General features: G+C 50.2%; 12 protein-coding genes and 1 other annotated feature (1 of these 13 running past the window's edge). All 12 genes read right to left on the bottom strand.

Annotated elements, in window-relative coordinates; genetic code table 11:
- Positions 1–77: a binding site (T-box leader), on the bottom strand; it reaches 170 nt to the left of the window's first position.
- A 76-nt stretch (positions 78–153) separates the two neighbouring features.
- Complete coding sequence (locus tag D2962_RS00290) at positions 154–1,173, bottom strand: molybdopterin-binding protein (protein WP_120765191.1); 1,020 nt, start codon at positions 1,171–1,173, stop codon at positions 154–156.
- 24 nt (positions 1,174–1,197) lie between these two features.
- On the bottom strand, positions 1,198–2,037 hold the full coding sequence (gene modB / locus D2962_RS00285; RefSeq protein WP_122013766.1) for a molybdate ABC transporter permease subunit: 840 nt from the start codon (positions 2,035–2,037) through the stop codon (positions 1,198–1,200).
- 45 nt (positions 2,038–2,082) lie between these two features.
- The gene (modA, locus tag D2962_RS00280) at positions 2,083–2,940 is read right to left on the bottom strand and encodes a molybdate ABC transporter substrate-binding protein (RefSeq protein ID WP_222927605.1); all 858 of its coding nucleotides are present in this window, start codon (positions 2,938–2,940) and stop codon (positions 2,083–2,085) included.
- 357 nt (positions 2,941–3,297) lie between these two features.
- Positions 3,298–3,768, bottom strand: a complete 471-nt coding sequence (locus D2962_RS00275) for a (2Fe-2S)-binding protein (protein ID WP_122013765.1) — start codon at positions 3,766–3,768, stop codon at positions 3,298–3,300.
- A 163-nt stretch (positions 3,769–3,931) separates the two neighbouring features.
- Positions 3,932–5,188: an NAD-dependent dihydropyrimidine dehydrogenase subunit PreA gene (gene preA, locus D2962_RS00270; protein ID WP_120765188.1), complete on the bottom strand. Its 1,257-nt coding sequence runs from the start codon at positions 5,186–5,188 to the stop codon at positions 3,932–3,934.
- Positions 5,188–6,444 (bottom strand): FAD-dependent oxidoreductase, encoded by a 1,257-nt coding sequence (locus D2962_RS00265; protein WP_162991022.1) that lies wholly within the window; start codon positions 6,442–6,444, stop codon positions 5,188–5,190. The genes preA and D2962_RS00265 overlap by 1 nt, the downstream gene beginning before the upstream one ends.
- Positions 6,445–6,538: 94 nt before the next feature.
- Positions 6,539–7,522, bottom strand: a complete 984-nt coding sequence (locus tag D2962_RS00260) for an ornithine carbamoyltransferase (RefSeq protein ID WP_120765186.1) — start codon at positions 7,520–7,522, stop codon at positions 6,539–6,541.
- An 89-nt stretch (positions 7,523–7,611) separates the two neighbouring features.
- Positions 7,612–8,811, bottom strand: coding sequence for a YgeY family selenium metabolism-linked hydrolase (locus D2962_RS00255; RefSeq protein WP_120765185.1), 1,200 nt, complete (start codon positions 8,809–8,811; stop codon positions 7,612–7,614).
- 26 nt (positions 8,812–8,837) lie between these two features.
- A complete protein-coding gene (allB, locus tag D2962_RS00250; protein WP_162991021.1) occupies positions 8,838–10,220 on the bottom strand; it encodes an allantoinase AllB in 1,383 nt (460 codons plus the stop codon).
- Between the two features lie 4 nt (positions 10,221–10,224).
- Positions 10,225–11,955 (bottom strand): adenine deaminase, encoded by a 1,731-nt coding sequence (gene ade / locus D2962_RS00245; RefSeq protein ID WP_122013763.1) that lies wholly within the window; start codon positions 11,953–11,955, stop codon positions 10,225–10,227.
- Positions 11,948–13,318 (bottom strand): putative aminohydrolase SsnA, encoded by a 1,371-nt coding sequence (gene ssnA, locus D2962_RS00240; RefSeq protein WP_120765182.1) that lies wholly within the window; start codon positions 13,316–13,318, stop codon positions 11,948–11,950. Before ssnA ends, ade begins: the two co-directional genes overlap by 8 nt.
- A gap of 82 nt (positions 13,319–13,400) precedes the next feature.
- A complete protein-coding gene (locus D2962_RS00235; protein ID WP_174232489.1) occupies positions 13,401–14,783 on the bottom strand; it encodes an NCS2 family permease in 1,383 nt (460 codons plus the stop codon).
- Between the last annotated feature and the right edge of the window lie 101 nt (positions 14,784–14,884).

Genomic DNA, 14,884 nt, shown 5'->3' with positions numbered 1-14,884 from the left:
CAGGAAACCTCTCAGCCGGTGAGTTTCCCTCTCTTTTCGCCGGGGCCGTTCTTACTTTTCCCCATCAATGCTTTTATCTAACAAAATCAATTTATATTGCTTAATATTATACCACCTTTTTTTAAAATGTCAACAAAACCTTTGTTAAAATTTTTACCTGCAAAAATAGCAGTTGGGATAGCGGCAGGATTCACAGCTGGAGCAGAGGCTTCCCTCGCCCATATCTATAAAATCCTGTTTTTTCAGTACTTTGCCTGCAAATATCCTGGGCAGCACCACATCGAGGATGGTGGTGCTGTAATACATGGCGCATCCCGGCACCCCCAGGACTGCAGCGCTTTCAAGATATGCCATCATAAACATGTTGCCCGGCTGTACCGGAGCGCCGTAGGTAACCACCGTGGCTCCCGTACTTTTTATGGCCCCGGGCGTGAGGTCATCGGGGTCTACAGACATTCCTCCAGTGAGGATTATCAAGTCGGCGCCTTTTTCCCGGGCTCTTAAAATGGCCCTTTTTATCTCTTCCATATCATCGGGGCACAGAGTCTGGCCCATGTAATCGGCCTCAAAGTATTCAAGCTTTTTTAAAATGACGGGCCCGAACCCATCCTCTATCCTGCCCTTGAAAACCTCATTGCCGGTGGTGATTACCGCGGCCTTTAATCTCTTATAGGGGATCACTCTAAAGGTAGGTCCTTTATCCCGGCACAGATTTTCGACCTTCTGGATTTTTTCTTCCTCGATGACCAGGGGAATGACCCGGGCTCCAGCCAGCTTTCGGCCTTTTTCCACGGCAAAATTTCCCGGCAGGGATGCCACCGAAACCATATCGATGGAATTTATTTTTCTTAAAAGGGCGCTGTTCACTTCATAGAGCCCCTTTATCCTTGAACTCAATGTAGATTTACCCTCTTTTGGTTCACCATATTCTACGTTTTCTCCGGCCATAGCCCCCGCCAGCCTCACGGCCGCCTCATCCTCGTGGATTTCCCCGGCTCTGGGTTCCCAGACATAAATGTGTTCTTTTCCCAATTTCAAAAGTTCATCCACATCTTCCTTTTGTATCACATGGCCTTTCTTAAAAGCCCTCCCCTTGAACTCCCCGGGGACGATTTTGGTGATATCCTGGCACAAAATCATGCCCACCGCTTTTTCCACCGGAACCTGTTTCATACTGGAACCTCCATTTCCGATAAATTAATCATTTTTATCGAGATTCTTCATCAGTATCATGATACCAAAGGATACCATAATGAGTATCATAGATAGGATGTCCGCCTCGGTCCTGTGGCCTGCCGTGGCATTCCTGTAAATGGCTATGGACATGGTCTCGTTTAACCCGGAGACCATCATGGTGGCGCCGAACTCCCCCATAGCCCTGGTGAATGCCATGATGGCGCCGGAAAAAATTCCGGGCTTTGACAGGGGGAGAATGACCCTTGTGAAAATCTGCCATTCGCTGGCTCCCATAGTTAGGGCTACTTCCTTATATTCCGCATTTATGCCCTCAAAAGACGTACGGACCGCATTTATAACGAAAGGTAATATGACAAAAATTTGGGCGATGATGATAGCCTGGTCGGTAAACATGATGGAATATCCTGAAAGGTAAAACCAGTGTCCCACCAGGCCGTAGCGGCCGAAGGTGAGAAGCAGCAGGTATCCTCCCACCGCCGGCGGCAGCACCATGGGTAGCGTAGCCACGGTGTTCCATACATGCTTATACGGGATTTTTTTAAATGCAAGCATGTATGCTGCAGCAACGCCCAGGATGCAGGCAATGGCAGTGGACACCGCGGAGGAATACAGGCTCAATAAAAGAGCCGATTTCACCATATTGGATACCGCTGCCGCTGCTAGAGCTTTTAGAGAAATCTTCAAGGTAAGGGATAAAAACGGCGTGAAAATGAGAAAAAGAGCTGCCGCTACAGGTATAATCATGATTAAGTTGAAAATTTTATCCCCGGGATTCTTCCAGATCTCCTTTACCCAAACTTTTGATTTTAGCCGTTCAGGATAATCCAATCGGTGCAGCACTTCCTTCACCCTTTTCAAAAATCGTTAAAATATGCTCTATGCCGCTTAGTTTTTAGGCGTAATCACCACCAGTTTATTTTTAACAAAAGGCGCCATGTCCCCGGAAAGCCCCTTCTCTCTTAAAATCTCCGCATCTTTCATACCCGCTGCGGCGAACACATCGGCTCCGCCCTCGCCTCCTACGGCGCCCCCTTCTATCTTCTGGCGCAAAGTGCCCGAAGCCCCGAACTGGAATTTGACCTTTACACCGGTCTTTTGTTCAAAAGACTTCCCCATCTCGGAAAAGGCATTGGTCAGGGAAGCTGCGGCAAATACTACAAGGGTCTGGCTTTGAAAATTCCCGGGTTTAAAATCTGCAGGGTCTTTCACAGCGGGGACAAAACCGTATTTTTTCAAGACTTCCTGCCCCTGCCGGGCTAATATGTATTTAAAGAAGACTTCGGCCAGTGGCTTATTATCGCTTTCCTTCAGTACACAGACGGGATATTCGGAAACCACCTGAACTTCTTCGGGGATTTCGATGACACAAATCCGGTCTTTTTCTATCATGGCATCGGTTGTATAGACAAAACCGGCATCCACCTCTTTGTTTACCACTTTATCCAGTATCGCCCGCACATTGGGTTCCCGGGTGATGATGTTTTTGTCTATTTTCTGTTTTAAATCGCCGTCTTTTTCCCCAATATTTTCCAGCACCGCTACAGTATATTTACCCACAGGAGCCAGCTCCGGATCTCCGATGGCTATTTTCACGTCAGGAGAAGCAAGGTCCTGAAATCTTTTTATCTGCCTTCTGGCCTGACTGGAGCTTTCGGAAGAACCGCATCCGTCTGCAATAATGGCCATCAGAATTGCGGCAGTCAGCAATACAGAGATTAACCCGCCCGTAAATTTTACCTTCATATCATTATCACCCGTAAATTTTAAATAATTTTGGAAAGACCGTTATACTATTATTCGTATAACGATAATATACATTCCGTCAAAATTTTTTAACTATTAAGCAAGCTTGAGCCGCCATATCTTTGCCCTGAAAATTAAAAGTAGATCACTCTTAGTGCTGCAACTACTGACTTTTTATGAATTATATTGTAAATTGCAGGTATCTTCGGTGAAGCAAAGGTTTAGTAAAAGTAGCCCACCGTCCCAGCTTTTTCGGATTATAACCCGGATTCCCAATTTATACGTTATAATTCGCCAAAAATGTGACTATTCCTTTGTAATTTTACTACAATAGTTCGAGTGCTGTGCGAGTTTGATTTATGCGTTATACTCGCTGGCCCTTTCCACTGCTTTTATGATTTTGGTATAGCCTGTGCAGCGGCAGAGGTTACCCGATAGCCCCTCCCTTATTTCATCAGCATTTGGGTGGGGGTTTTTATCCAGCAGGTAAACCGCCGACATAACCATGCCAGGAGTGCAGAAGCCGCACTGGATGGCACCTTCTTCTATGAAGGCCTTTTGTACCGGGTGAAGTCCCCCTTCATCGCTTATACCCTCGATAGTAGTGATCTCGGCATCATCGGCTTGAGGGGCCAGTATCAGGCAGGCATTGGCAGAACGGCCATTGAATATTACAGTGCAGGCACCGCACTCCCCCTTGCCGCACCCCTCTTTGGTTCCGGTAAGGCTCACCTTCTCCCGGATTATTTCCAGGAGGGTCATGTTGGGAGGAACTTTCATCTCATAACTTTTTTTATTAAGAGTAAAAGAAATCATGATTTCTTCCATATTCCCACCTCATATTTTACAATGTCTACCCTGAAATACTTATTTTTCACTCATCTGAGAGTGCTGTGAAATGGAATAGACTTCTATTCAACTTTTTAGTCGGCACAATGGTTTCCTCGTTAGAAAAAACCATTGTGCCTGAACTGACATAGATGTTGAAAAGTTACCTTACTTCTTCGTAATACTGGCAGCGACCGTCCATCTGTTCCTTCATTCTTATGGCATCCACCGGACAAACCTGCATGCACATGGCGCAGCCCGGACATTTTTCCTCATCAAAGGCTGGTTTCCTGCTGTCGTCTTGCCCGGGAACGTTTCCGCTCCGCCATTCTATGGCCCTGTGGCCTCCATCCCTGCATGCCACGTAGCACAAGCCGCAGCCCACACATTTTTCCTCGATGAGTTGGGCCCGGGTTTTAGGTGCAGGAATCTCTTCATGGGAATATATGTTCTTCAGGGCCTTTTTAACTATGTCCGCCGGGGATTTGAAGCCCATGGCATCAAGGTAACCGGCAAGGCCGCTTTTTAAATCCCTTATGGTCCTGAAGCCGTAGTGCATGGGCAGCGTGCAGAACTGCACATTGCCGGCCCCTACGGCCATGAATTCCACCGCATCCTTCCAGTTAAAGGCCCCGCCGTTGCCGGAAATCACTATATCCACATTTCTGGCTATCTCCGCTATGGTCCTCAAGGTTATGGGCTTTATGGCAGAACCGGACAACCCCGAATATCCGCCCTTTCCAAAAAGGGATGGATAGGGCTCAAAGGTATATATGTCAAGGCCCAGGAGTGACGGGATGGTGTTGCTGGCTGTAATTCCGTCGGCCCCGCCTCTTTTCACGGCCCTGGCCACTTCTACGATGTCCGTCACCTGGGGAGTTATCTTGATGAGCACCGGTGTATCTCCGGCCGCCTCCTTTACCCATCCGGCAACCTTTTCGGTGGCTTCCACGCTCTGGGCCAGCATCCTGCCGGGAGCTTCCCCCATGCTTCCCTGGGGGCAACTGAAACTGCACTCTATGATGTCAACTCCCGCCTTTTTTAGACGGTGCACCAGGCTCTGCCAGTCCTCCTTCTTAGCCCCCATGATGGAAGCTCCGATCATCTTGTGGGGAAAGGACTCCTTCAGCGCCTTCACTCTTTTTTCGATGACATCTATATGGTATTGAGAAATGAGGTCGATATTTCCAAGCCCCGTCACCTTCCGGCTCTGAGGTCCAAAAGATGACATCATGGGGTATTTCAGGGGCACAGGGTTTTCCTCCACCGAAGTGGTCTTTAAAATCACCCCAGCCCACCCCTCTTTGAGGCCGTCATAGGCCAGTTCCAGTTCATCGGTAGATGGGGCGGCGGATAGGATAAAAGGGCTGTCCAGGCGTATTCCCAAAAAATCTATGGATATATCCCTTTCCCTGTACATCAGGCCTTCCCCCTTTCAAGATACTCTGCTATGGAAGCTGCGGCCTTCTTGCCATCCCTCACGCTTTCCACGACAGTGCAGGCTCCGTTCACCATGTCTCCACCGGCAAAGACGCCGGGGATATTGGTCTCCAGCTTGTCGTTCACCTTTATGAGGCCGGCTGCGGTCTTTTCTATCTCCGGGAATTTTTCTCCTGCCTTCTGACCTATGGCTATGATTATTGTATCGAGAGGTATGAAAAAATCGGAGTTTTCCACAGGCTCCGGCCTCCTCCTGCCGGATTCGTCCGGCTCCGATAGCCTGGCTCTGGTCACCATTATGCCTTCCACCTTTGCATCGCCCCTGATTTCTCGGGGTATTGCCATGAACTGGAAGGTCACTCCCCTTTCCACGGCCTCCTCTATCTCCTCCCGGAAGGCCTTCAATTCCTTCAGGCCCCTTCTGTAAATTACCTCCACATCCCTGCCGGGGTCTTCGGCCTTTAAGACTGCCGCCGTTTCCAATGCCACGTTGCCTCCGCCTATGACCCCTACTCTCCTGCCTGCGGGAGACTTCTGGCCTTTTCTTACATTTTTCAGAATCTCCCGGGCAAAAAACACCCCTTCCAGGTCAGTGCCCGGGATGTCAGGCTCCTGTTCTTTTTCAAGGCCGGTGGAAATGAAAACCGCCCCGTATTCTTTCAGGAGGTCGCCCACAAATTCCACTTCGGCCCTTTTTACTTCTTCCACAAAATGCTTTACAATAAAACCTGTTTCCTTGCCTGCTATCTCTTCATCCAGGCGGGTCCGGGCAATCTCCTGGGCGGGTATGCCTCCTACCACATCTTTTTCCAGGATCACAGGCTTATAACCCAGCCTTGAAAGCTCCCGGGCACAGGAAAGACCTGCGGGTCCTCCGCCCACTATGGCTACTTTTTGCCCGGTCCTTTCCGCGGGTTCCAGATTTTCCTCGGGGTCGGTGTTGTCGGTAACAAATTTGTGAAGCTGCCTTACGTTTATAGGAGTGTCAATCTTTCCCCGGATGCATTGCTCCGAACAGAATTCGGGGCAGATGACGCCGCAAATTTCAATAAAAGGATTTGCCTCCCGGATTATATTTCTTGCGCCCTTTAAATTGCCGGTCCTCACCGACTGAATAAATTCGGGGACAGGCACATGGGCCGGGCAGGCCTTCTCACAGGGTGCGTCATAACAGTAAAGGCACCTTTCCGCTTCTATGAGAGCCTGTTCCCGGGAAAACTTTCTTCTATCTTCCATCCTGCTCTCTCCCTCCATCCTCCGGATTTTCAATCTAATACCATATGATTCCCGCTCTCCCGCCTATGGCGACAACTGCAAGTCTTATCAGGTTTTATTTCCCGCCCATGGTCAGAGTCATGACGGCTTTTGCCGTGTGAAGCCTGTTTTCCGCCTCATCGTAGACTATGGAATGGGGGCCGTCTATCACCGAATCTTCCACCTCGTTGCCTCTGTCGGCGGGCAGGGCGTGCATGTACATCACATCTTTGCTGGCCAGGGCCATTTTTTCCCGGGTGCATTTCCAGCTCCGGTTAGCTTCCAGGAGGTCATCCACCACTTTGGTGTCGGGATTTTTAACCCAGCTTCCCCAGTTTTTGGGGATGACCACATCGGCATCGGTATAGGCTTCATCCATATCATGGGTTATCCTTACACTTCCGCCGTACTTTTGAGCATTTTGCTTTGCCTGCTCGATGATGAAATCGGGGAGGTCATAGCCCTCGGGAAAAGCCAGCGTCACATCCATGCCGTACCTGGGGAAGAGCAGGACCTGGGATACCGGCACCGAAATGGGCTTCTTGTGGGTAGTGGCATAGGCCCATATGATGGAGACCTTGAGGTGGCGCATATCGCCCACCTTTTCCTTTATAGTCATCAAATCTGCCAATGCCTGCATGGGATGGTACATATCGCACTGTAAATTTATGACGGGCACTGTAGACCATGCCGCCATTTCCCGTAAATACTTGTTGCCGATGCCCCAGAAGCAGTTTCTGCAAGCAATGCCGTGGCCGAACCTGGAAAGAATGATGGCGGTATCTTTGGCCGATTCTCCATGGGTTATCTGCATGGTGCCGGTGTCAAGATAATTGGCATGGCCTCCCAGCTGGGCAATGCCAGCTTCCATGGAATTCCTGGTCCTGGTGGACTGCTCGAAGAACATGAGGAATATGGTCTTGTATTTCAGGTAGGGCGTGGGTTTGCCCATGGCAAAGTCCCTCTTGAGGTCAAAGGAGACATCCAGGAGGGTGTCTATTTCCTCTTTTGTCCACTCCTGTAATGTAATGAAATGTTTACCTCTAAAAATTGTTTGCATGATGATTCCTCCTTGTTGATAATGATTTTTGTATTAAAAATTGACAAGGATCAGGTGCCAAGGCCTTCACTTTCACCAGAAGTAACTTTTTACAATAGAGCTATTGTAGGAATCACGGCATACATGGCTGCAGCCTTTACCAGTTCGCTCTTGAAGGTTATCTCATTGGGGGCGTGGGCATATTCCTCATGGCCAGGGCCAAATCCCACGCAGGGTATACCTAATCTTCCCATAATGGCCACACCGTTGGTGGAAAATACCCACCTGGAAAAGAGTGGCTCCGATTCAAAGAGCCTCCTGTAAGATTTTGCCACGGCCTGGCATGCCGGATGGTCTTCCTCTATTAGCCAGGTGGGAAAGTAGGAATCCGTAGGATAGGAAAGACCGGTGTATGAGGGCCTGTCATAGGTGTACATCTCCACTTCAGCCTGTGATGATTTCACCGAAGGGAGGTTTTTAATCTGCCCAAGAGCATATTCCGCATCTTCCCCGACGGTGAGCCTCCTGTCAATGGATATCCAGCAGCCGTCGGCCACGGCGCATCTGGATGGGGAACTGAAATAAATCTGTGACACTGCAAGGCTGCCCTTTCCCAGGAATTCATGGCCTTTCAGGTTTTCATGGAGGGCCCGGAGCTCCAGCAGTATGGGAGCCATCTTATAGATGGCATTGTCGCCCCTTTCCGGAGCAGAACCGTGGCAGCTCAAGCCATGGGTGGTGACCTTTATTTCCATCCTCCCCCTCTGACCCCGGTTGATGCTGCAGGCTGTAGGTTCGGTGATCACCACAAGTTCGGGCCTTATCTTATCTTCATTTACTATGTACTGCCAGCACAGGCCGTCACAGTCCTCCTCCTGAACGGTGCCGGTGACAAGCAGGGTATAATCGCCTTCCAGGCCCAGGTCTTTTATAATGCGGGCAGCGTATACCATGGAGGCCATACCGCCTTCCTGGTCGCTGGTGCCCCTGCCTCCTATCCTTTCCTCATCTTCAAATCCTTTAAAGGGGTCAAATTCCCATGAGTCAGGGTCTCCCACTCCAACGGTGTCGATGTGGGCATCCATGGCTATCAGATGGCTGCCGTTACCGATATACCCCAGGATATTGCCCATAGGGTCTGTTTCTACCCTGTCAAAGCCCACCTTTTCCATTTCCTGTTTTATCCTCTCAATGACATCCCTCTCCTGGCAGCTCTCGGAAGGAATAGCCACCATGTCCCTTAAAAATCTCGACATGTCAGATTTGTAACTTTCGGCCTGCTTGAGGATCTTCTTGAAATCCAGGTCCATTAAATTCACCCTCTGTAAAATAAATGTTATAAATCGCATTTAATAAATTTTCCGTAACCTTTTTGTCCGATTATGCCTTTTCCATCCTCGTATACCACTTCTCCTCGCACCAGGGTCTTCATGACTTTTCCTTTGAATTTTTCCCCGGCCAGTGGTGAATATTTGCCCTTGGTCTCCAGCTTTCCCGGGTCTAGAGCCCATTCCCTGTCGGGGTCCACCAGGGCAAAATCCGCATCGGCCCCTACCGCCAGGGTTCCCTTACGGGGGTATAGGCCGTATCTTACAGCGGCGTTGCGGCTCATGAGGTTCTGGATATCCAGGAAGCTTAAAAGCCCGGTATGGTAACCGAAGGTCAGCATTGATGGCACCGCCGTCTGAACTCCCGGAATTCCGGCATAATTTTTCCATATATTCGGGTGATTTTTCTCCCCGGGGTAAACTCCCGCAGCATGGTCGGTGGCGATAAAATCCAAAGAACCATCCTTCAGTCCCTCCCACAGCCCCAACCTGTCTTCTTCCATGCGAAGAGGAGGGGCAATCTTAAGGATGGCTCCCATTTTCTTGAAATCCTCCGAATTGAACAGGAGGTAATGGGGGCATGTCTCGGCACTGACATCAAGGCCCTTTGCCTTTTCGCACCTTATGATGCTGAGGCCCGCTTTTGTGGAAAGATGCACTATGTGAAGCTTGTTTTTGACTTTTTCGGTGATCCCCACCAGGGACCATATGGCCGCTGGCTCCGCCTCATAGGTCCTGCCCTCGCACCAGCTTTCCGGGTCATACCTCCCATTTTCCTGCATTAAATTGGAATAGTAATCTACCAGGTGAAAATCTTCCGCATGCACGGCGCAAACCAGGTTGAGCTCTTTTAACTTCCTGAAGGCTTTATCCATGCAGGAAACCGTCATCCCCGGGTAGAGGTCCATGCCCGATACTGTATAAAATTTCACTCCCACGATCCCTTTTTGCTTCAAATTTTCCAGAGTTTGTTCATATTCGCCGCTTTCCACCTGCTGCGGCGTGACGCCTCCCCACAAGGCAAAATCTATATAGGCCTTGGGCTCCACTATATTCAATTTGTTCTCGAAACTTTCCCCGGTAGTCACCGGAGGAATGGAGGTGCAGGGCATGTCGATGACGGTGGTCACTCCTCCGGCTGCTGCGCTCCTGGTACCCGTCTCAAAGTCCTCCCTCTCGGTAAAGCCCGGGTCATCAAAGTGCACATGAGGGTCGATGAAACCGGGAAAAAGCACATCTCCCCCGGCATCGATTTCCTGAAAAGCTTCCCGAAGGGGCGCTTCCGAAGGTTCCACGGCCTTTATCCTGCCGCCCTCCACATAGACATTCACCCGTATTAGTTCTCCGTTCTCCGGGCTAACCACCCTGGCATTTACAATGCGAAGGTCCATTTTATCACTCCTCAAAGAGGTCCACGATTTTAAATTCCCTGACATCTACCTGGCCCCTGTCGGTAATCTTGAGTTCCGGACATACCGCCAGGGACATGAATGCCAGAGTCATGAAGGGGTCCGGGACTTTTACCCCGTTTTGCTGCCTGGCTATCTGGTGCAGGTCCTGCAGGGTTCGGGCAGTTTCTCCAATGGGAGCATCGGTCATGAGTCCCCCGTAGGGGAGGGGCAGCGACCCCAGGACTCTGTTTTCCGCCGTCACCGCAATGCCCCCGCCCATCTTCTTAATTTTTTCTACGGCCAGGAGCATATCCGCGTCATTTTCTCCGGCCACAATTATGTTGTGGGAGTCATGGGAGATGGTGGTGGCAAAGGCCCCCTTCTTGAGGCCCAGACCGTTGATGAAGCCCAGGCCTACCCGACCGGTGGCATGGTGCCTTTCGATGACGGCGATTTTTATAATGTCCCTTCCGGTATCGGACACCACCTCATCCCCCCGGACTTCGGGTTCCATCAAAAGAGTGTCGGTGATAATGGAATCCCGCCTTATGCCCATAACCCTTATTTTACCCTTCCCTGCCCTGACCTTCAGGTCTGCTTCCATTAAGGGCTTTATGTTCACGGTATTTTTAATCCAGCCGTCTTCCGGGTCCCGGGGGTCAAAGAGAACCCTGCCTTCCATGGCCACCAGCTTTCCATCCTTGTAGACTCTTTGCATCCCGGTGAGTTCTTCAAATACCACAAGGTCCGCCGTATATCTCGGTGCCACGGCACCCCGGTGCTTCAATCCGAAAAAGCAGGCAGGATTCAGCGTAGCCAGCCGCACCGCCGTCGGCAGGGGTACGCCGTTTTTTACCGCAAGATTTATGGCATAGTTCACGTGTCCTTCCTTAATCAGGTCTTCCGGGTGCCTGTCATCGGTGCAGAACATGAGCCTGTGTTTTGTATTGTCCTTTATCACGGGTACGAGCCTTTCCACATCCCTGGTGACCGAACCTTCCCGCAGCATTATCCACATGCCCCTGGATATTTTCTCCAGGACTTCTTCCGGAACGGTGCACTCATGATCTGCCATAATCCCCGCCGAAAGATAGGCATTGAGTTGCTTTCCTGTGAGCCCGGGGGCGTGGCCATCCACCACCTTTTCCCTGAACATGAGCACCTTTTCCAGGACATCCGGGTCTTTTGCCAGGAGGCCGGGGAAATTCATCATTTCCGCCAGGCCCAGCACTCCTGGATATTCCTTGAGAGCCACAAGGTCACTGGATAAAAGCCTTTCCCCGGAAGAGTCCATGGAAGTGGCGGGCACACAGCTGGAAAGCATTATGTAAATATCCAGGGGGAGGTAGCGGGAATTTTCCAGCATAAATTTAATTCCCCGTATTCCTGCCACATTGGCGATCTCATGGGGGTCAGCCATCACGGCCGTGGTGCCCCGGGGTAATACTGCCCGGGCAAATTCGGAGGGAATAGACATGGAGCTTTCTATGTGCACATGGGCATCCATGAATCCCGGGGCAAGGTAGGCTCCCTTTAAATCCACCACTTCATCGGCCTCACTGTAATCCCCCACCCCTGCTATAATGCCTTTATGCACCACCACATCCGCCTTTTCCACCGTTTCATTAAATACATTTACCACTCTGGCGTTTTTGAGGAGCAATTCCCCTCTTTTAACATCCCGGGCCACATCAAGGATTTCTCCCAGGTCCTTTACCGTCAGGTTCTCACGCATCTTCCATCTTCCTCCAGAACTTTGCTGCCAGTTCTCTGGACTTCGCCATTATTTTTTCTTCATCCAGTTCTGTCAATTGATGGTCTTTCATAACTATTTTGCCGCCTACAATAGCGGTGCTCACCATGTTTTCCCTCATGCCGAAGATGAGGTGGTAGAATAAATTGCCCTCGCTCAAAGGCGTCGGCGGATAATAATCCAGGATTATGATATCTGCCAGGGCTCCGGGTTTTATCACCCCTACGGGTTTTTCAAATAACCTTCCGAATATCCTGCTGTTGTTTTCAAAAAGCATCCGCCGGGTTTCCTCCCCACCCACCCGGGGGTCGCGTTGGGCCAGCTTGTGGAGCACATAGGCAGATTTTGCGGATTCAAACATGGAGGGAGTGTAGCCATCGGTGCCCAGGCCCGTCAGTATTTCCTTTTTGAAAAAATCCAGCATCGGCGATATGCCCACAGCATTGTTCATGTTGGACTGGGGGTTGTGCACCACCATGGTACCGGTATCCCTTAATATTTCCATTTCATTTTCATCCACATGGACGCAGTGGATGGCAAGAGTCCGATCCCCCAGGATGCCGAAGGAATTGAGCCTTTCCACCACTCTCTTCCCGCTTTTTTTTAGGGAATCCTCCACATCCTCGATGCCCTCGGCCACATGAATGTGAAAACCGGCCCCAAGGCTTTGGGCTTCGGCCGCACACTTTTCAAGGGTCTCATCGGACAAGGTGAGGGATGCGTGCAGACCGAAGGTGGCGGCCACCAGGCTGTCTTTATTATAGATACTATCCGCTTGATCTTGATTTTTTCCACGCATCTTATGAATGAATCTGACGTTTTCCCTGATGGATGCATCCCGAAGCTCTTTCCCCCATCTATCCGAGGTTTCATAGCAAAGCACAGCCCGAACCCCCGCATCTTCAGCGGCCCTTTCCAGTATGTCCAGGCAGCCGTCCACCAGTCCGAAGGAGGCGTGATGGTCCAGGATGCCGGTGGTGCCGCATTTTATGCCCTCTATCAGCGGGACCAGGGCGCTGTAATAGATTTCCTCTTCTTTCGAAAGAAGCCGGTCCATTTTCCACCACAGTTTTTCAAGGATCTGGCCGAAGCTGGCAGGAGGGGCGCCCTTCAAGGCCATGCCCCGGGCGAAGGTACTGTAAAGGTGCATGTGGCAGTTTAAAAATCCCGGCATCACAAGCCTTCCGCCGGCATCCATAAATTCGGCTTCAGGGTATTTTTGCCTTATTTCCCGGGTATTCCCCAATTCTTTAACAATATGTTTTTCCATTGTCACAGCCCCGTCATGTAATAAGGGCTTTTCTTTGTCAAGGGTTAAGACCGCAGCATTGCCTATGATTACCATGTCTTTTTACCTCCTTTCTCTCAGCAGGATTGATTATCGGTATCGATTCAATTCAAGAACCGTCCCTGATTTGACTTGCAGATTATCTATATAGCAGGTAGGCTATGAATATTATGGACAGTACATACATGGTGGGGCTTATGTCCCTGGTCTTACCGGCTAAAAGTTTCAAAATAGTGTAGGATACTATTCCGAAAACTATGCCGTCGGATATGGAGTAGGCCAGAGGCATCACTATGATGGTCAAAAACGCCGGTATGGCCTCGGTCCAGTCTTCCGATATATCGATGTCCTTTACTACCGAGAACATCAGGAGGCCCACTATGATCAGCGCCGGTGCCGTGGCGGCTCCAGGAATGGAAGTGAATATGGTGCTGAAGAATAGCGCCACCATGAAGAAAAGGCCGGTTATAACGGAAGAAAGCCCCGTCCTTCCGCCCTCGGCTATTCCTGCGGCGCTTTCAATATATGTGGTCACTGTGGAAACCCCCAGGCAGGCCCCCAGTGTGGTGCCTATGGCATCCACCAGTAGGCCCCGGGCGGTATCCTTTTCTGTCATGTTTCCTTTTTCATCCACCAGTTGAGCTTTCTGGGCGCAGCCGATGAAGGTGCCTATGGTGTCGAACATATCCACGAACAGGAAGCCGAAAACCACAGCCATCATGCCGAGATTGAAAATGCCGTTAAAGTTAAATTTGAACGCTATGGGAGCAATGCTGGGCGGCAGGGATATGAGCCTGTTCCAGGCCGGCATGAATATGCCGAAATTGGCCGCATTCCCCGCTCCTATGATGCCGGCATATATCCACGAGATGACGGAAGTTATAAGGATACCCCACAGCAGGGAACCTTTGACCTTTTTATGCATCAATATGGCTGTAATAATGAGTCCTATTATGGCCAGAACGGCTGCGGGATTTGACAGGCTGCCCAGGCTCATGCGGTTGTCTTTTATCACGATCAACCCCGAAAGTTCGAGTCCTATGGTGGTTATGAACAGACCTATACCCACACTGACGGCCCTTTTCAGGTTGACGGGAATGGCATATACTATCATGGACCTTATTCTGCTCAAGGATAAAATTATGAATATAATCCCATCAAAGAGCACAGCACACAGGGCGATCTGCCACCCGTTGGGGACTCCTTTCAGCAGCCCGGCATTGCATACGGCGGCAAAAAAGGCATTCAGACCCATGCCGCTGGCCAGGGCAAAGGGGAGGTTGGCGTAAAATCCCATGAGCAGCGTGGTAAAACCGGCTGCCAGGATGGTGGAGGTAAACAGCGCCTCTTTGGGCATGCCTGTGCTGGAAAGGATAATGGGATTTACGGCGATTATATACGCCATGGTAAGAAATGTGGTAAACCCGGCCACAAATTCGGTCCTGACATCGGTTTTTCTCTCCGACAGGTGAAAATACCTCTCCAGAAAACTATCCGGTACCTTTCTTTCCAGGTTTATCATTAAATACACCCCTTTCATATTTTTAAGATCAGCTCGATTGAATTTTTTCATTTATCCTGAAAATCCTTGATTTTATCTTCCGGGTCAAGCTTCAGACTGAA

This window comes from Biomaibacter acetigenes, assembly GCF_003691585.1.
Taxonomy (GTDB): domain Bacteria; phylum Bacillota; class Thermosediminibacteria; order Thermosediminibacterales; family Tepidanaerobacteraceae; genus Biomaibacter; species Biomaibacter acetigenes.
The sequence above is the reverse complement of the archived record's forward strand: the minus strand, read 5'-3'. Positions and strand labels throughout refer to the sequence as shown.